The 18791-nt window shown below is 64.0% G+C and carries 15 protein-coding genes; 3 read left to right on the top strand and 12 right to left on the bottom strand.

Annotated features, from left to right (window positions below):
* The first annotated feature begins 224 nt into the window (after positions 1–224).
* Entirely contained in the window at positions 225–1283 is a 1059-nt protein-coding gene (tssA, locus tag ABE543_RS00075) for a type VI secretion system protein TssA (RefSeq protein ID WP_262218314.1), read from the top strand.
* Positions 1284–1339: 56 nt separating this feature from the next.
* Here the strand turns inward: tssA and ABE543_RS00070 are convergent, their stop codons facing one another.
* From ABE543_RS00070 to ABE543_RS00045, 6 genes are all read right to left on the bottom strand, one after another.
* Entirely contained in the window at positions 1340–2125 is a 786-nt protein-coding gene (locus ABE543_RS00070) for an OmpA family protein (RefSeq protein ID WP_111185953.1), read from the bottom strand.
* Between the two features lie 2 nt (positions 2126–2127).
* The gene (tagF, locus tag ABE543_RS00065) at positions 2128–3111 is read right to left on the bottom strand and encodes a type VI secretion system-associated protein TagF (protein ID WP_053518394.1); all 984 of its coding nucleotides are present in this window, start codon (positions 3109–3111) and stop codon (positions 2128–2130) included.
* Positions 3108–6809: a type VI secretion system membrane subunit TssM gene (tssM, locus tag ABE543_RS00060; RefSeq protein WP_346475080.1), complete on the bottom strand. Its 3702-nt coding sequence runs from the start codon at positions 6807–6809 to the stop codon at positions 3108–3110. The genes tagF and tssM overlap by 4 nt, the downstream gene beginning before the upstream one ends.
* Positions 6810–6825: 16 nt before the next feature.
* The gene (locus ABE543_RS00055) at positions 6826–8259 is read right to left on the bottom strand and encodes a hypothetical protein (RefSeq protein ID WP_346475079.1); all 1434 of its coding nucleotides are present in this window, start codon (positions 8257–8259) and stop codon (positions 6826–6828) included.
* 42 nt (positions 8260–8301) lie between these two features.
* Positions 8302–8562 (bottom strand): PAAR domain-containing protein, encoded by a 261-nt coding sequence (locus ABE543_RS00050; protein ID WP_053518398.1) that lies wholly within the window; start codon positions 8560–8562, stop codon positions 8302–8304.
* A 105-nt stretch (positions 8563–8667) separates the two neighbouring features.
* Complete coding sequence (locus ABE543_RS00045) at positions 8668–9549, bottom strand: M15 family metallopeptidase (RefSeq protein ID WP_345776092.1); 882 nt, start codon at positions 9547–9549, stop codon at positions 8668–8670.
* Between the two features lie 197 nt (positions 9550–9746).
* On the opposite strand from ABE543_RS00045, the gene ABE543_RS00040 reads away from it, so the two are divergent.
* Together ABE543_RS00040 and ABE543_RS00035 are read left to right on the top strand one after the other, a co-directional pair.
* Positions 9747–10496 carry a hypothetical protein gene (locus ABE543_RS00040; RefSeq protein ID WP_262218316.1) on the top strand — a complete coding sequence of 250 codons (750 nt, stop codon included), beginning with the start codon at positions 9747–9749 and terminating at the stop codon, positions 10494–10496.
* 50 nt (positions 10497–10546) lie between these two features.
* The gene (locus ABE543_RS00035) at positions 10547–10744 is read left to right on the top strand and encodes a hypothetical protein (RefSeq protein ID WP_253161716.1); all 198 of its coding nucleotides are present in this window, start codon (positions 10547–10549) and stop codon (positions 10742–10744) included.
* Positions 10745–10774: 30 nt separating this feature from the next.
* Here ABE543_RS00035 and ABE543_RS00030 read toward each other — a convergent pair whose 3' ends face one another.
* The 6 genes from ABE543_RS00030 to ABE543_RS00005 form a co-directional block, all read right to left on the bottom strand.
* Positions 10775–11626, bottom strand: coding sequence for a DUF6708 domain-containing protein (locus ABE543_RS00030; RefSeq protein WP_253118605.1), 852 nt, complete (start codon positions 11624–11626; stop codon positions 10775–10777).
* Between the two features lie 191 nt (positions 11627–11817).
* Entirely contained in the window at positions 11818–12870 is a 1053-nt protein-coding gene (locus ABE543_RS00025; RefSeq protein ID WP_253118606.1) for a DUF6708 domain-containing protein, read from the bottom strand.
* A 237-nt stretch (positions 12871–13107) separates the two neighbouring features.
* On the bottom strand, positions 13108–14049 hold the full coding sequence (locus tag ABE543_RS00020; protein ID WP_346475078.1) for a DUF6708 domain-containing protein: 942 nt from the start codon (positions 14047–14049) through the stop codon (positions 13108–13110).
* Positions 14049–17063, bottom strand: a complete 3015-nt coding sequence (locus ABE543_RS00015; RefSeq protein WP_253118608.1) for a T6SS effector BTH_I2691 family protein — start codon at positions 17061–17063, stop codon at positions 14049–14051. Before ABE543_RS00015 ends, ABE543_RS00020 begins: the two co-directional genes overlap by 1 nt.
* Positions 17056–17961, bottom strand: a complete 906-nt coding sequence (locus ABE543_RS00010) for a DUF4123 domain-containing protein (protein WP_253118609.1) — start codon at positions 17959–17961, stop codon at positions 17056–17058. Before ABE543_RS00010 ends, ABE543_RS00015 begins: the two co-directional genes overlap by 8 nt.
* 4 nt (positions 17962–17965) lie before the next feature.
* On the bottom strand, positions 17966–18791 hold an 826-nt coding region (locus tag ABE543_RS00005; protein WP_346475077.1), incomplete at its 5' end, for a DUF2345 domain-containing protein.

Here is an 18791-nt window from a genome sequence, read left to right as displayed (position 1 = left end):
AGTGTGAAGACGCCTGCACCTACCCGGCGGCGTCGGATTCCAGCCATCAAATCTACCAGATTGCGGTGTTCGTCAAAATCACGACGCCTCGACCACCGTAGAAGTGGGTTGTTCGTCACATAACTGACGGCATTCCGTATTCAGGCATGCCTGGACGGACCAATCCCGCGACCGCGTTCACATCGGCGGGCTAGAATCGCCCACAGTCCCCAACGAGACCCGCCATGCTGGATCAGGAAGCCCTGCTGGCCCCGATTTCGGAACACGCCCCGACCGGTGAAGACCTGTCGTTCTCGGCTGAATTCGATCGGATCATCGAAAACCGTCGTGCCGACGACCCGACCCTGGACCAGGGGGCGTGGCAGACCGACATCAAGTACGCTGACTGGAGCAGCGTGCTGCGCGATGCCACCGACCTGCTGCAGACCCGGACCAAGGACCTGCGGCTGGCAGGCTGGCTCAGCGAAGCCGCCACCCAGCTGGAAGGATTCCAGGGCCTCGCCGCTGGCTACCGGCTCACCGCCGGCCTGTGCGACCGCTACTGGGATGACGTGCATCCGCAGGCACCTGACGGCGATTTTGAAGAGCGCATCGGCAACCTGAGCTGGTTGCTGACCAATTCGCTGCAATGGTTGCGCTCCGTGCCGATTGCCGTCGCGCCACAGGGGCGTTTCAGCCTCGCCGACTTCGAGCATGCCCATGCCCGTGCCAACAGCGGCGAAGAGGATGACGGCCGCCCTGGCCTGGACATTCTCACTGCCGCCCGCCGCGATACCCAGCACGGGTTCTACCGGCAGCTGGCCGACGACCTGCCCGACTGCAGCCAGGCCCTGGCCGAACTGCAGGCCGCGGTCGACAACCGCCTGGGGCTGGATGGCCCAAGCTTCAGCGCGGTGCGTGAGCAGCTTGAACACCTGCAGCGCACCGTGCTGCGCTTCGCACGCGAAGCCGGGGTGTTGCTCGATGGCGAAACCGAAGCCTCCTCCGACGATTTTGAAGATGCATCGTTCGGCCATGAGGCGCCCGCGACCGAAGCGGCCCCGGTGACAGCACCGCGTGGCCCTGCGGGTGCACCCGTCTCGCGCAAGGAAGCGCTGCAGCAGCTGCGCCAGGTCGCTGAGTTCTTCCGTCGGACCGAACCGCACAGCCCCGTGGCCTATCTCGCCGAGAAGGCCGCACGCTGGGGCGAGATGCCGCTGCATGTCTGGCTCAAGCGCGTCATCAAGGACCACGGCACGCTGGAACAGATGGAAGAGATGCTGGACGTCAATCCAGAAGACTGATCTGCCTGCGGATCCCGCTCATGCGGGGATCGGGTCTGGCCCGATCCCCGTCATGTTTACTGGATCTTGAACTCGATACGCCGATTGCGTGCGCGGCCATCGTTGCTGGTGTTGTCCGCCACCGGCTCGTCCGGTCCCTTGCCGACGACATCCATGTGGCTGCCCGGAATGCCCTTGGACACCATGTAGTTCTTCACCGACAGCGCACGCGCGTGGCTGAGCGCCAGGTTCGATTCGCGCTGCCCGACATTGTCGGTATGGCCGATGATCAGGAAACGGCTGTCCGGCATCTGCGCCATCTTGGCGACCATCTCGTCGAGGATGCTCATGCCAAACGGGGTCAGACGCGCACTGCCACTCTGGAATTCGATGATGCGGTTGGCCAGCGTCTGGTCCAGCACGTTCTGCTGCGAGCCGACCTTCAGCGCGTTGGTCACGGTGTAACTGGTATTGCTGGCCAGACTCAGGTCGCTGGCCACCTGCTGCCGCAGCGCTTCGTTGCCGACCTCACCGGTGATCCGCACTGCCTGTCCGTTCACTTCCAGCTTGCCGGGCGACACCCGCTTCAAGCCGGGATTGATCATGCCCGCCACGTAATCGCCCCAGTTCGGCGGGGTCGCGATCGTCTCGACCTGGATGCGGTCGACCACGCGCTCGGCGCCATACACGGCACGCAGATTGTTCAGCAGCTTGGCCTTGGTCGCCTGGTCAGGCACCACGCCTTCGATCACCACCGGTCGTTCGGTGGCAGCCTGTGCCGCAGCAGGCGCGTTCTGCGCGGCCAGCGGCACGGCTGCGAGCAGCAGCGGCAACGCAAGGGAGAGAGGGTTGCACAAGCGCATCATCAGGTTCCCAGGAAAGTCTCGCCGAACAGCTTGCGTGCGGTGGCCAGGGCCAGATCGTCACGGTCGAGGAAGCTGCCGAAGCGGTTGAGGTTGTAATCGCCGCGCAGATAGTCGTCCACCCATTCCGAATGCTGGATCCGGATCAGGAAGTCGCCGGCTTCCGCCGGGTCCAGCACCGCACGCAGCACCTGGCGGTCGGCGCCGTTGAAACCGACGATCATGCTCGGCGCAGCGTCGTTGCGGATCAGCACCGCCAGTTCGAAATCGCCGCGGGAGACGAAGCTGGACAGCAGATCCAGCCAGAATGCCGCCACCAGTGGGCGATAGGCCGGGTCACGGACCAGCGGAAACACCAGCGCCTTGTCGATGTTGACATCGCCCCCGCTGAGCACCGGCTGCAGCAGCAGGCCCAGTGCCGGCAGCACCTGTCGCAGCGCCACCTCGCCGTGACCGGAATCGCGCAGGCGCGACTCGAGGTCTGCCACGGAGGTGCTCTCCAGGAAGTCCTGGAAGCTGCCGTTGTAGTCACCGGGATCGGTGCTGATGCTGAAACGTGCGTCCGCCAGCTGCGCCAGCGCCTGCGCCGCGTCGCTTTCCTGGTAGGCCTGGCGTGCCAGGCGGGCCAGCCCTGACCAGGCGTTGGACATCGCCAGCGGGCTGCGGCCGATGAACGGCAACGGTTCCGGCGCATCCAGGCGCAGCGCGGACAGCAGCGGGAAGCGGCGTTCGGAGGAATCGCGGCTGGCCAGGAAGTGCCCGCACAGCACCATCTTGCTGCGAGAACCCAGGAACGCGTAGTGAATCTCCGGTGCCTCGTCGTAGCGCTGCTTCCAGTCCGGGCTCTGGCTCAGCAGTTCCAGGCTCTCGCCCGCCCACCGGTCCAGCCAGCCCAGCAGCTGGTGATTGTCGGCCGCACGGACGAAATCACCGCGCGATGGCACCTTGCCGAAGTAGGAAACTCCGGCACTGACGACGCGGCTCATCGCGCACCTCCCGTGGTCTGCGCCGCATCAGGCGCGGTGGCTGCCGGCGCGGGCGCGGCAGGGGTACCACCGGCCACCCGCTCGGGAAGCTGCAGGCCGCGCTGCCAGTCGCCACCGCCCTCGCTGCCGCTGCCGGCCCGGCGGACGATGCGCATTTCCACCGTCACGGCCACACCATTGCCGTTCCAGGTGATCCGGCTGGAATCATCCAGGCGCTCGTATTCGCCTTCGGCCATCAGGCGGTTGAAGCCGTTCGCGCCCGGTGCACTGAATACCTCCACGGTACGTCCATCGCCGGTCACCGCCGTGATCTTCACGCCCGGCACCTGCCCCGCGTTCGGGTACTGCATGGTGGTCCATTGCGGCGGGGTATTGCGATAACGAAGCACCTGGCCATCGATCTCGATGCTGTACTCCAGCGCGCCGGCAGCCGGCGACGGCAGGATCTCGAAGATCGTGGTGTCCTGCGCCGCGCCGGCGGCAGAGCCGCTCACCCAGTTGCCATAGTTGGCAACCAGCTCAGCCGACAGGTTCACACCCTGCCCTGCCCAGCGGCGGGTCTCCAGCAGCGGACCGCGCTGGATCACCAGCGTGCCGAGCGCGTCCTTGTTGAAGGCGGCAATGCTGCCACTGGCGCCGAAGATGCCGGCGATGTCGCTCGGTGCGGCATCCACATCCGAGTTGAGGTTGAACGGGTACTGCTGCCCGATGCGTGCCTTGAACGGGTCGTAGACCTGCGCCTTCCAGGTCTTGTTGACCTCATCTTCGGTCGGCGGGATCAGGGCGCTGAAGGTCTGGGTCAACGGGCGCAGCAGCAGCGGGCGCAGGGCTTCACGCTGCTTCTCGTCCAGCCCGGTCAGTACCTGCTCGTCGACCAGCGCCAGGCCCGCGCTCAGTTCGGAGCCTTCATTGCTGAAGGTGTCCTGCATCAGCTTGCGGGTGCCCACGCCGATTTCGCCCTGGCTCTTGATGGCATTCAGGCGCGCACGCAGTTTGCCCAGTGTCTCGAAGTAGGCCGTGATCACTGCCGGCTGATCGCCGCGCTCACTGGTGAGCCGCGCGATGCCTTCGAACGCCTTGCCGATCGGACCCACCGGCTGCGCGGCGGCCGTCGCTGCCGGGTCCTTGCGCAGGATGGTGCGCTGGAACCAGGCCACGAAGCCCTTGCGCGCCTTGCTCGAACGCGCCTGCGCCGGCGGGTTGTCCCATACCGTCTCCTCGTTGATGCGCTCCAGCAGAACACGGAGCGGCGAGTTGCCGGGATCACCCAGCTTGTTGATGCGGGCCACCGCCTCGTCGAACGTACTGAACTCGGCCACGCTCAGGCCCTGCACGAACTTGCTCCACTCGCGCGCGTAGTCGTTCTTGTACAGGGTCACCAGCTCGCGCGAGACATGCTCGGGGCTGCCGGCCAGCGACAGATCGCTCTGCTCGGTGGTACCCAGCACCCAGTCGGTGGTGCTCAGCTGGGTATTGGCTGCTTCCTTGATCGCATCCTTTACGTACTCTTCCCACGCCTTGCGCGAGAACGCACCGGAAATCGCATAGCTGCCGTTGATCAGGCGCCCGTTGCGCTCCACACCCACCAGGCTGTCGACGGTGGTCGTTCCGAAGCGGGCGCCGGCACGTGCCTTGATCTGCGCGTACACGCGCTCCATCGCCGGCTGCCCCTTCATCACCTGCCCCAGCGCCTGACGCGTGTCGGACACCAGCGTGACCTTGTTCTGTATCTGCGGCCAGCTGGGCTGGCCCGCCTGCGCCACATAGAAGGTCATCAGCTTCTCGGCCGCGCGGACCATCTCCTCACGGCTCATCTGGCCGCGGTTGGCCTCCAGCCAGGTGCGCCAGAACAGGGTCAGCTGCTGCGACAGGTGAGCACCTTCGACGTACTTCGGGTTACCCAGCATCAGGTAGGTCTTCAGTGCGTTGTACGCATCGTTGGTACTGGTTGGCGATGCGTTCTGATACAGCACCTCGCTCTCGGCAGCAGCGCTGCCGCCCTGGCCAAGCTTGTCGCGCTCGGCGACCACCTGGCCGAGATAGTTCTCCAGATTGGAGACGGTCGGCGCCAGCATCACCTGCTGCATGCCGTGGTTGTACTCACGCAGCAGCTTCTCGCGGATCGCGGTGCCCTGGTACAGGCCCAGATGGGTGGTGATGCCGCCCTCCTTGCCATAACGGTCCAGCTGCTCCATGCGATCCTGCAGCAGAAGCAAGGCATCGATGCGCGACTTCAGGTCCATGCGGTCCTTCTGCACGCGCACGGCCTGATCCAGGTCCTTGGTGGCATTGGCCACCAGCTGGGCATTGGTGGTGTACGACCAGGTCCACAGGCCCAGCGCCAGCGCCAGCACACCCACTGCGCCCAGGAACACGCCATAGCGCAGCCGGTTCTGGTGCGGGCTGGAATACTGCCGGACCAGTTCCTTGTCGGCGAAGATCACCTTGCGGAACAGGTCCTTGAGGAAGAACGCCGTATGGCCGGTCGGCGCCTCATCGACATTGGACCCGCGCTCCAGGTTGAACTGGCGGCCGACGCGTTCGGACGCGTGATGCACCGAACGCCCTTCCTGCAGTGCGCTGGAGAAGTAGAAGCCACGGAACACCGGCTTGAACTGGTAGGGGTTGTCCTCGAACAGCGTAGCGATGAAGGTGCGCAGCGCCGGCTTGATGCCGACGAACTCCAGCGGCAACGACAGCAGCCCAGGCGAGACTTCACGGCCACGCTGCATCGCCATGTGGGTCAGGCTCATTTCCTTGATGCCTTCGGCCAGCTCGTCGAAATGGCTGTCGAATGCCGCCAGCGCGTCGCCCTGCTGATGCACGTCGAACGGCAGAGTCGCACCCCACACATGCTCGCGCTCGCCGGGATCGAGGTTGCGGAAGAACTCGCTGAAACCGGCGATGAGGTCGGCCTTGGTGAACAGCACGTACACCGGCGCGAACACTTCCAGCCGCTCGGTGATTTCCTGCACGCGCTGGCGCAGGTTCTTGGCCAGCTCGATCGCGAACTCCGGCTTGCTGCCGGACAGCTCGGCCAGGCTGGCGGCGATGATCACGCCGTTGATCGGTGCGCGCGGGCGGTTCTTCTTCAGCAGGCCGAGGAAGGTCAGCCACTCCATGCGGTCCTCGACGCTGACCGAGTAGCGGCCAGCGGTGTCGAGCACAATACCGTTGGTGGTGAAGTACCAGTCGCAGTTGCGGGTACCACCGATGCCCTGCACCACGTTGCCGCGGTTGTCCTCGAACGGGAACTGCAGGCCGGAATTGAGGATGGCCGTACTCTTGCCCGCAGCCGGATTGCCGATGATCACGTACCACGGCAGCTCGTACAGCGCGGCGTTGCCCTTCAGCACGCCCATCCGCGAGGACTTGATCTGCTTGACCGCGTCCATCATGCGCGTGCGCAGCGCCTCGGTATCGGCACGTTGGGCGGGTTGAGCGGTGGCTACCGCCTTGTCCGCCTCATCCTTGACCATCGCCTCCACGCGCTTGGCCGCGCGACGGGCCAGGATCCGCTTCACGATCCAGACCAGCAGCGCCAGCACCAGCAGGCCGGCCAGCACGATGGCCACCCAGATGCCGATCTGCCGTGCTTCGGCCTCACCGTAGTGGGCCAGCGCAGCGGCACCGACCAGGCCGAGCACCATCCAGAGACGGTAGTCGCGCAGGTAGTAGCTGAAATTGCTCAAACTCATGCAGGGATCCAGGAAGTCAGGGGGCCGACGGCGCATCGGCCGCCTGCGTCGGGGAAGGAAGAGGGTCGACCAGGCCGAACAGTCGCTGCTGGTTGTCGGCCACGCCGAGCAACAGCACCGGCTCGGCCTGGCGGTCAAGCTGTGCGCGGGCCAGTGCCAGCTGCGCCAACGGCAGCACCGGGCCCAGTTCGCCTGCGCTGATCGCCAGCGCCAGGCTCTGCGGACTGAAGTCCAGGTCGGGAGCCAGCGACGCCGTGATGGCGGCGGCATCGACCATCAGATCGCCCCGGTGATCGGCATCATGCAGCACGAACTGGGCCTGTGCTCCCTCCAGGCCCAGCATCTGCTGCCACTGCGCAGCGAGCGTCGCCAGCTGACGGCGCTGTTCGGCCGGCCGGGTTGCCTCGATCTGCTCGGCGCGTACCAGTTGCGGGCGCCACAGCCGCGCGTCGCCTTCATGGGCAACGCCCCGGCTCGCCAGCAGGACGCCGGCAGCACCCTCACCCGGTATGCGGCCATCCGGATTCTGTGCGGTTGCCAGCACACCGGAGGACTGCCATGAGGAAACGATGGCGGCATCGATCGAAGAAGACGCGGACACCAGCAGGTGCCAGCGTGGCTCGCCCTGATCCAGTGCGTCGATCACCCGTTGCAGGTGCGGCCACACCTCGCGTGCGCCGTCCAGCGAGGTGACCCGGACATCGAAGCGGCGCGCATCGATGCCTGCCATCCGCGCCTGCTCCAGCAGCCATGTCTGCACCCAGGAGCGCAGCGCATCGGACCAGCTGCCCGGCACCAGCAGCTCGACGCTCAGTACGTTCTCCACGCGCTGTTCGTCGCGACGCCGCAGACCGGCCACCACCACTTCCTCGGAAGCCATGATTTCCGGCAGCGCCGCGGATGCTGCCTCCAGCAGTTCCTCCAGCACCGGCTGCAGCAGGGCAAGCGCACGCCGTTCGTGGGCTGCGGTGTCGATGCCGTCCTGACGGGCCTGCAGCACCAGGAACTCATCGAGGTCCTGCGCCGCGCTCATGCGCACCGGCAGGTTGTAGTTGTCGCGGAAGCGGCCATCGAGCGTCGGACGCGGCGGCGCAGCGGCAGCAGCCAGCCATGATTGGGCATCCAGATCCACACCCAGCCTGAGGCCACCGGCAATCAACGCCACCGATGGCGGCACCATCGCCTTCGTCGCGACGGCTTCGCCTTTGCCCTTGGTCGGCTCCCCATCGTTGGCCGCAGCCTTGTCCAGCGCCGCATCGACGCCACGGCGCGCGGCGCCACGCAGCATGAAGCCGGCACCGCTCAGGCCGACGGGCAGCAGGCCCAGGTAGGCCAGCATCTGCATGCCGGTCGGTACCGTGCCGCTGTTGCGCCAGTAGAGAATCGTCGCGCCCCAGGTGGCGACGAAGATCATCACCACCGAAGCTGCTTTGCCCAGCCATCCTGTCATCAGTTGCCCTGCTCCATGCGCTGCTCCTGTCGACCGTGCAGGTCAACGCAGACCGGTCATGGCCTGCGAAGCGACCAGCGTCGCTCCACACGCGGTGCGGTCGCCGTCGCGCGCCACCGGCTGACCGTCGATGAGCACTGTCGCGTCGCCACTGACAATCGTGGTCGCGCCGTGCACGGCGCACAACGCACGATCACCGACGCGCGCCACCGGCCTGCCATTGATGTCGGTCTGTCCGGTGCCGGCCACCACGGTGCCTCCGTGGCTGAGCGGGTCACCGACGACGATAAACGGTCGTGCCATCCATCATGCTCCTTGATCCATGTGTGACCCGGCGTTCCATCGCCCCCCGGTTCCCCCGACGACGCAGGCCATCGGCGTAACCATACCAGTACCGCCGTGCGGTTATCACCCTTGACGGGACAGTTCCTCGCGCTTTGCCACCCGGGCGGCGCGGCAGCGGTCCGTCATTTCCACGTGAACATAGTCCTTGATGCTCCGCCAGTTTCCGCCCCAGTCCAGGCCCGCCTGTTCAGCCAGCTCGCCGTACAGGAAGTACCCACGCCGGGTCCACGGATCTTCCATGTCCCATTGCAGCTTGCCATCGCGGATCGGTGCGCTGTCCACGCCCAGCCCATACTGGTGGCAGCTCTGCCAGGCACCGGCCCGGGTCGCCTTGCCACCGGCCATCAGTTCGGCCTGCCGCTGCGGACTGCGATAGCCTTCGATCAGCACCATTTCGTAACCGTACTGGCGTCGCATGACCTCATAGATGGCCAGCACGCGCTGCTGCAGATCGGGATCGATCTGATCCCATTTGCGATCAGCCGTGACGATTTCGGGCCGCAGACGACGCACTTCGGCAGTGGTGAACACCTCCGGCGGCGGCGGCGGCGGCGGCGTCAGCCGCTCCCCACGTAGCAGCTGGGCGACCATCGAACTCGATTCCGCCAGATCATCGCCCCTGAAATCCTCCAGGACCACGGTCTGCCGCGTGACGAATATCACAGTTGGAGGGATCAACAGCAACGCTGCGGCGACAACCAGAATGAGCCAGTGGCGCCGCAGTGCGCCGTGCACGGCTCCGACCTCTTCACGAACCCCACTGCGCACGCGGGTGGCGCCGTGACCGACCCGGTCACCCACCTGCCCCGCCCGACGACGGAATCCGCCCAGACGCTTCGCGATCGCCTGACGCAGCGATTCGACCGTCTCGGGGAACAACAGTACCCAGCACACGCCAGCCACCAACAGTACGACGGCAATGGCAGCAACCACGATTGGCAACACCGGTCCTCCCTGACACGCGATCTGGTTGACGCCCCAACCGCTTTCACTAAGAATGCGCAAATTCGCTTCGGCAGTTGCCGACTCAAACCAAGGGCTGGATGCACTTGAATAATGGCGGAATCAATCGGCCAAGTCTGCTCTCAGGGGGAGCGCAGGCAAAGGGCCAGGCCCCGAATTCGGGCCGTATTCTGGCAGACATGGAGGGCCGGCAGGCAACCGCGTCGCCACGTGCCGCACGCGCGCCGTCCAGCGGCAAACGCCGTACGGTCCTGTGGCTGGCATTGGCCAGTGCCGTGGTCGTCATCGCCGGGCTGACCGCCTGGGGTCTGTCCGGTAGTAATGACTACAGCGACCCGTCCGAGTATTCACTGACACCCGACACCGGCCATGTGACCGGGCACCCGGATGCCCCGTCGGTGGCACCGGGTGAAGGTGCCGCGATGATCGTCGATGCGCCCGCTTCTCCGACTGAGCCGGCGCTGCCGGCCACCACCGGGAGCCCACCCGCTCCTGCCGCTGACGCGGCAACCGCTGCTGCGGGCGCTGCCGCAACCACCGGCACCGCTGCAACGACGCGGGCACGGGGCGCCCAGCCGGGTGAACGCAGCAGTCGCGCCGCCGGTACCGCAGGCAAGGGCGATGAAAATCTGCTCGGCACCCTGCTCGGCATCATCAAGGAAGAGGACAAGGCCAAGGCGAAAGCCAAGGCCCAGCCTCAGAGCATGGATGATCTGATCGCCCAGATCGAAGCAGACCAGCGCAAACGCGCCGAAGACGAGCGCGCCGCGTTTGAGCGCGTGGCCAGCAAGAAGTCCGCCTCGACCGAATCCAACATCCAGGCGCAGCTGCGCAGCTGCCCCAGCCCCACCTCACTGAAAGGCGTGGACTGCCGGCGCAGGATCTGTGCGGCGGTGAGCGGCAAGGATCCGGCCTGCCCGGCGATGTGATCTGCTTATGGAGAGTCGAGCCATGCTCGACGCTGCGGGGATGGATGCCCGTGAAGATCGAACCGATCAGACGTGTCTACATTGCGCTGGTGCTTGGCCTGTTTTGCCTCACCTCGCACTCGATGTACCACACGCTTTTCACGCTGGCAGTCGAAGGCCTGGCGCTGGTTCGCCATCAGCCCGCCACTGGGCTCCATGGCGCTGCTCGTCTTTACCGTGCACCACGTCACGACGCATCAGCTGGGTGAGCGCACGCCCCAGTTCCCACCGATTGGGCTTCAGGAGCTGCCAGTGGTCCACGGCATAAGCGCCAGCAGAACCATCGGCGTAAGCACGATCACTGCATTGAGTAGTGCCGGCAGCAACCAGCGAACCCATAGCGCGCCGCCTGCCCACTGCTGCGGGTGCGCGCCTGGGCTGGGCGATGCCTTCATCGCCAGGGAATCCAGCTCGTCGGCCAACGCATCGGGCCAGGCAACACGCGGGGCACGACGCAGCAGCCAGAATCCCGTCAGTTCGAACCAGAACATAAAGCTGCCGAGAAGCAGGATATGAAGCCATCCGGAAAGCCCTCTGACGCGATGATCACGATCAATCCAAGGATCGAACACCAGCCGCTCCAACTGCACCAGGTCGGCCCGGACCCCGACCAATCGTGGAGGGGCCGCGCTCACAGGAAGTGTGCTCATGTCGCCGTTCATGTAGTGCCGAAGAAATTCCCATAGCTCTTCGGGACCGGCGTCGTTGAGCGCGGGCTCCGACAGGGGCAGGAATGTGTCGATCTGGCGACTGCCTGGCACCAGCGTTACGACGGCAAGCACCTGAACTGGCGTGGACACATGCTTGCCGCGGACCGAATCCCATCTGCTGATGGGTACCACGGTATCGTAGTCCAGACTTTTCCAACCCCTGCTTGCGTCCAACCAAGCGTAGAACTTTCCAAGCCGACGACTGAGCACCACCGGCGGCTCCGCAGGTTTGCGATACAGATGACGGGCCAACGCCAGGCAGCCAATCATGCCGGCAATAAACAGCGCTGCCAGCACCATCAAATGCGGCCAGCCTTGCGTCTCGCTTTTGATCGCCAGCAGCACATTCATCGCCATGCTGAACAGCGGTAGCAGCGCCATCAGTGACAGGACGAATAGAAAACCCCGATGTGAGGACCGCCTCCAGGCCGAAAACACCAGGCAGTTCTTATCGTTCCACTGAACCGCGCGACCAGGGCCCACACGCGCGCATCCCGGCAGACCCGCGTTCGTCAGGAAATGTCCCCAGTAGCCATTCCGCTCTGGAAGCACCTGGAATCCAGCCATAGCGGTCACCGTGCCTTGCCCCCACTTTCGTTCAACAGCTGCCGCACCCCATCATTGCGAGCCATCGCTGCGGCTATCGACTCTTTCCAGAAGCGCTCCATCTCATCTGCGCGCCCTGCTGAATGATCGACTCGCCCGTACACTGCCGGCGCGCGGAGCGGCGGCACACTGGAGGACCCAGATGCTCCGCGACGGACCACAGCGGCCGGCCAGACGGGCTTGCGGCACAATTTCATTGTCAGGAAACGGAATAGCGCCCAAGGCAATGTAATGGGCAGCGCCATCCACATCAGTCCCGCGCCAGCGGAAGACACATGGATGATGAAGGCATTTCGCAACGTCGGCGCCACCGATGTGTAAAGCTGAAGCGGAGGAAACGGAAGTGCTGAACGCCCTTCCTCCATGAAGCGGCGGATCATCTCCCAATGTGCGAGCGTGATCGCTGGGTTGGGACCGCTGTCAGATCCAACAGCAAACGTATAGACGACCTGCTCCCCATCCATCACAAGCCCCCGAAGATCGTAAGTACATCCCTCATCGGGGCCCGCAGGCTTGTCCCTACCAATAACAAACCTAACATCCCGCCATGGAACCGAGACCACCCTCTCACGCTTACCCGTAAACACATGTACCTGTTGTGCGACTCGATCAAACCGAACTGGGTAGTACTGATAGCGTAGAACATCCCGCAAGAGCAGTTTGCAGAAAATGAACGCCAGAAATGCAAGAGCGAGAGCGATCAAGCCTCCGATCGCATACGTGTCACCTGACTCGAGCGGCCCAGCTCGGTCAACCAGAGAGGAAGTTGCATGCAGGATCGCCACGACAAATAGCAATCCCAGCGCAATGAATACACTCGCCCCCATCAATGCCCAACCGCGATATAGGAAGTGACGATCAACATACTCAATGCAGTCATCATCAATGGCGATGATTCCCTTATCGATTGGCACAAACGTGGATGAGTCGAAACGGCGCACATCGGCAGCCTTTTCGTACTCAGTAAGGGGACGATTGTTGCGATACCTCTGGGCAAGCCAACCTGCAAATTGACTCATCAGGACCTCGGACCCGATCAAATTAAGGTCATGCCACGCCGGTACAGCACAGCAGTCAACCAAGCGGACGTTCAGTCAAACAACAAACGATGTAGATGGCCCAGCCCCGTCACTGAAAGGCGTGGACTGCCGGCGCAGGATCTGTGCGGCGGTGAGCGGCAAGGATCCGGCCTGCCCGGCGATGTGATCCCGAGCCCTGCCTGCTGACGCAGGCAGGGAGCTGCCGCAGAGGCCCGCTCAGAGCGGACGCCGATCCGGCTCGAACTGCGCCATCACCTCGGGTTCCACGAGCCGAAGAGGATCGTTGGCATCGATTGCGCACTCGTCTTCCACCCACTGTGGCCACACGGGCGCGCGGCAGGATAGAAGGACCAGCCATCGGCACAACACCAGGGGCAGCAGCAAGGGCATCAGGATGAAGCGTGCGCCCAGCAGGCTGGGACCGAGACTGGCCACCACGAACAGGTAGCAGTTGCGCCATGACGGCGTCACGGACAGGTTCATCTGGCGACCCTCGATGGTATCGACCACCTCTGCCGGCCCCTGCTCCATGTAGCGGCGAATGAACTCCCAGATGCCGCGGATCTTCTGCTCGTCGTCGAAGTAATGGCCCACTGCGAAGGTGCGCTTGATCACCCGATCCTCGAGGATGCTGCAGCGGAGGTCGCATAGGAACGCCTGGCTGGTCCCCTGCCCGATGTAGAACACGGCCTCATCCCATGGGACGGATACAGCGCCCTCTTCCCCACCCGTGAAGAAATAGACCGTCCGGTTGCGCCGGTTGAACCGTGTCGGATACCAGACATAGGTGAAGAACTCGTAGCGCAGCGTCGTGTGCCAGAACAGCACCGGGGCACCGACCACGCACACGCCGACCATGGCGTACATCACCCAGTCCCAGAAGTCGCCTTCCAGGTTCGGGATCACCAGCGTGAAAAGCAGAAAGAAACCGAACAGGAACAGGGCCAGCGTCCCCAGCAGGACCATGGTGGTCGAGACCATTCCGCGCAGGCGGAACCTTCGGTCGATCAGATCGATGTAGGTCGAGTTGAAATGAACCAACGACGCACGTTCGTCAGGTGCAACCTCCTCGGCGATCCGAGGATCGAAACGCGAGGCGCTCTCCTGCGCCGAGAGAAAGCGATCCGTCGGGAAACTGCGCATCCAGCCGCTGTACATCAATCCGCCTCACTCAATGCCTTCAAGCCTTCCGTCTCCTGCTGGAGACCCTCGAATTTCTTGCTCTTGTGCTTTCCGAAATAGCAGGCATCAAGCCACTTCTGTATCTTCGTCGGCTTGAAGTAGCCGACAATCAACGTGATGATCGCGACCACCAGGCCGATGATCAAGCCGACGAAGGCGAAGGTAGTGAACAGCAGGATGGCGGCGATGATGCTGGCCAGACCCAGGCCAATCATGCAGATGCCATAACCTCGCGAAAGACCGATGTCCTGATAGCCGTCGATGATGTTCAGCGTGCCGCCAATGAATCCTGCCGCGGCGCCAAGGAACTTTCCAAGCCCTCCCAGCAGTCCCGCCCTTGTGCTCAGCTGTCCGGAAAGTGCCCGCAACCTGATGCCGTGGGTGCCAACCCACCAGGGATGCTTCTTCGCCACGCCTGCGCTCAGCTCCATCAGGCCGCCAGTCAATCCCGCGACGCCACCTGCGAAGTTGACGATCTTGACGTCCTTCTCTTCCTGCTTCGCCTTCTTCATCTCATCCCACGCCCGTCCGAGGCTGAAGGCGGTAAAGATGTTCGAGACGACGCCGGCCTTGAAATCAAGATCGAAAACCCGCCTGACATTCCGTTGCAGCAGCGCATCGAACTCCTCGTGCCGCACGATCACCGACTGGGAAATGTGCGCATCGAGCTGTGCACCCCGCAACTGGGTCAGGCGCTGTGCTTCGCCCTCGTCAACGAACATGAGGGCCTGATACGGATAGCGCCGCCCCTGCGCATCCTGGATTCCATCAAGCGATGCGCGCACGGCGCTGCGGTACTGCTGTTCGTTTCCGCCGGAAATGCTTGCCAGCGCGGAGGCCACCATTCGGGTCGCCTGCTTGCGGGTCGCCTCCGTGCGCAGGTCGATCAACCTCAATCGCCGGTTCGGATCCTCCGTCTTGGCGAGTGCCCCCAGCAGAGAGATGATGCGTCGCTCGGGCAGTTTTGCCGCCACCCAGCCCACCGCACCGTTGCCGAATCCATTCAGTCTCGAGACCACCGGGCCGCTGATCTGGAACGCGTACTTGGCGATGGCATTCATCGCCACCTCCATCCACTTTCCGCCAACCGGCGCAGGGCCACCAGCCATCGCCGCCTTGTAGCCATCACTGGTCAGCACGGAATTGAACACGCCCCAGATCTTCTCGGACGCATCCGCCCAGCTGACGCCATCCTTCTTCATGGCCCCCTCCTTGGTAGCCGCTGCCCACCCCTTGATGATCTCCTCCTGATTGGCTGCCAGGGCACGCACCTCGACGGAGCCTGGCTTCTCAGGGTCATCACCAAGGCGATCCATCAGGAACCGGGTAACGCTGGCGCGTGCCGTGGCATCGGTGATGACCAGCATCACCTTGTGGACATAGGCCACGCCGCTGTCGATGTTCCGCCTGTCGAAGTTGTAGATGAAGTGATTTCTGTAAAGATCCGACTTCATCCACGAGAGATACGCAGCATCGAGCGGCTCGATGGTTGCCTTCTCGAATGCGGAGAGCTCTGCGGGGTACTCAACCTCGATGTAGTTCTTCTTCTTGGCATTGTCGAACAGTTCGATATGGTCGCTATTCCAAGCTTCCGTGCCGAGACGATCAGCTTCTTCCTCGGTAATGTAGCCCGCGTACTCCATTTTCTCGCCCGGGTTCCGTCCGCGGTACACCGCGCTGGAGTGCGCGGGGAACCATGTTCCGAAAATTCCCGCCACGGCCGAGCGTGTCTCGCTCGTGCGCTGGACAACGTTGTGCCGCACCGCCATGGCGAGCGCATCAATCGCCTGCGCGCTTTCCCGCTTCCAGCGGCGCAGCGGTTCGTTGGTCCATGCATGGGTCCGTCGGATGATCTGGGCATTCAAGTCCATCGCAATGCCTATTGGATCCTCAAGCGCAACCATTGCGACCGGAATATCCTTTCCGGCCTGCCTGGCGGCCTCAAGCAGCTGGGGAACTTTCCCCACCGCACTGATGAAGGGACTCAATGAGTCGGCGAACGCTGGTGACGTGTTCTGTTGCACGGCGTTGAGCCCGAGCGGCCAGGCAAAGCTGATCGGCTGCATCATCCGCTCGAACAGATCCCCGCCCACCTTGAACTCCGCAACGCTGGAATGATTCGCGGCGAGGGTCGCGGCATGTGACTGCGCTGCTGCGCCTTTGGACTCGCACCACGCGGCACCATCGAACACACGCATGTTCGCCTGCCTCACTGCAGGCTTGTCCATGTGCTCCTTCAGCACGGCAGGGGTCCAGGGCGTATCGCAGAACGCCATCCAGATGTTGCCAACCTTGCCAGGCAGGTGCGCATCAGGAATGGGTATGCAGCGCGCCATCTCGGATGTCGCTCGACGACCGCATGGCGCATTGTCCAGTGCTTCCAGGGTCGGAGGCTGCGACGCGTGCACGTCGAACTCGGAAAGATAGCCCTTGGCATCTACCAGGTAGCCCTTCCACCCCTTGGCACCCAGTCGCTCGTTGAACACATACAGGTAGCCCTCGCGCATTGTTCTCAGGGTGTATTGCGCAAGCGCTCCAGGCAGCGGCACCGCGCTTCCACCACTGGCGAAACTTCCAGCGAGCTTCGGGGCCTGCGCCCAGCCATTGACGTCCGCCCTCGCGACCGCATAACGCAATGGCATGAGCAGCAGGCCTTTTCGGTCACAGGCGGGGCAGTGCTTGGTCAGGTCTTCACAGGGGGAAAGCGCCTTCGCCTTCCCCTGGCCTGCACCCTTGTTGGTCTTGGCAGCAACCTTCTCGTTGTCCCAATGCCCATTGGGATCCGTCGCGACGAACCTGTAGGTGGATTTCCAGGACTCCTTTCGTCCCGCCGGGCGCTCACGGTTACCCCAGAGATAGATCTGTCGGCCATCACTCGTGCTGTAGCACTCACAGGTGACCAGACCTCGCTCGGCGAAGTACTTGAGCGTGGTCCGTCCCTCGGCATCCGGTTCGGAGACGATATACCAACCTGGCTTGAAGTCAGACATCTCTCACTCCTTTGATTTCATTTTCCGACCAGCGCCGCCCGGAGGGGCGTTCGGCCTGGGCTGCTGGATTCGTGGCGCGTGCGAGCGCGAACAGGTCCAGATCGACGGTACCGCCGACGTAGGTCGCGCCATTCTCGCGAACGTCGCGCAGGCAGCGTTGCATTTCCGGGTGTGCGAACAGCGCCTCTCCATGGATCACATGGTCCACGGCGAATGCCTGCTGGTCCTCCGGCACTACAAGCGCTTCCAGTTCGATCGCTCTTCGCAAGGCCACGTCGGCGCGCTCGTGGAGATCTGGATGGGCCGCCATCTGCGGGGCGGCGCGCACCACATCGAGCGCAACACGGTTCACCAGTTCTATCCTGAAGACTGCATCCCACTGACGCTCTGTCCAGCCCTGGCCAGGCTGTCCTGCTTCCGCTGGGCGGTCGATGCTTCCCCAACGATTGAGGTCGGGATCGCGCCACCACCATACGCTGATGGGTCCCATCAAATCACGCAGCTGGAGGGAATCAAGGATGCGGGGAAAATGCATGAATACACGCGGATCGTGGAGCCGTAGCCAATAGCGCGTACCGCCGGGCTTGCGTCTCAGCATTACCGAGCGCAGGTGCGCCGCTACCCGTTCTCCTGACTCACTGCTCCCAAGCAATGCCAGCAACCCACGCAGCTCTCCCTCCACATGCAGATGTTCCAGCTCGTCCAGCAGAGCAAGGCGCAGTGCTGCATCCACCTCATCGAGCACGACCAGATGCGGGCAGATACCGGCAGGCAATGCGAGTCCCGACGGTTCCAGGCTGTGGCACTGGAACCGGGCCAGGAGTGGGATCAGGCCAAGTGTGGATTCACTGATGATCGCAATGGGGTGTTCAAGAAAGTGCCTATGCGAAAAGCTCATGGCATCAGCCCACTCCCACGACAGCCGCACCCGTGCGCTCGGCGTTTGCCGCCTTGGTCGGGCACAGGGCAAGCTTCCCTTCGTTCTTCGTCGCCTCACCGGGCACACTCGCCGGCCCCAGCCATTCCCTCTGGCTCGCCTTGAACTCCACCTTGCCCGGCGCGCCCAGTTCGATGTTGTCGCCCTCGATCCGCAGGTAGGCGCCGGCCGCCGTCGCCAGCAGATGCTTGCTCGGCGCCGACAGCTGCACGTCCGCTTCGGTACTGGCGATGCGTACCTGCGTCTTGGCCGCCACGATCGCCTGGTTCTTGTGCGCACGCGCACTCACCTTGCCCTGTGCAGCATGCAGCGCGATGCCGCGCTCCTGGTTCGGGCTCTCGCCGCTGGGTTCCATGCCGGCGGTGTACAGCACCAGGCCGCCGGCCACGGCCATCGTCAGTGACCCCTGGGTCATCCAGTTCAGTGCCACGCCGCTGGCCAGCGTAGTGTGGGTGCCACTCACCCACACCTGGTCGGCCGGGGTCAGGCTCAGCACGCCGGCCACGCCACTGCCCAGCAGGACCGGCGCGCTCCAGCCCGGCGCTTCACCGTCGCCACCGGCAATGCTGCCCGCCGCGCTGCCACTGTGGGTCGCGCGCAGGGTCTCCTGCAGTTCGGTCAGCGTCGTGTCCACCGGCAATTCGTTGGGATCACTCGGAAGCTGTGCCTGCTGGTTGGCCGCCGACTCGGCCAGCTGCTGCAGCAGCTGCTGGCTTTCCTGCAACTGGCTCAGTGCCTGCGGCGCCGCCAGCTGCGGCGTACCCGGCTCGGTGGTCAGCAGCAGGCCACGG

The sequence above is a fragment of the Stenotrophomonas sp. TWI169 genome (assembly GCF_039674705.1).
Classification (GTDB): domain Bacteria; phylum Pseudomonadota; class Gammaproteobacteria; order Xanthomonadales; family Xanthomonadaceae; genus Stenotrophomonas; species Stenotrophomonas maltophilia_P.
This window is presented reverse-complemented; position numbering and strand designations above follow the sequence as displayed.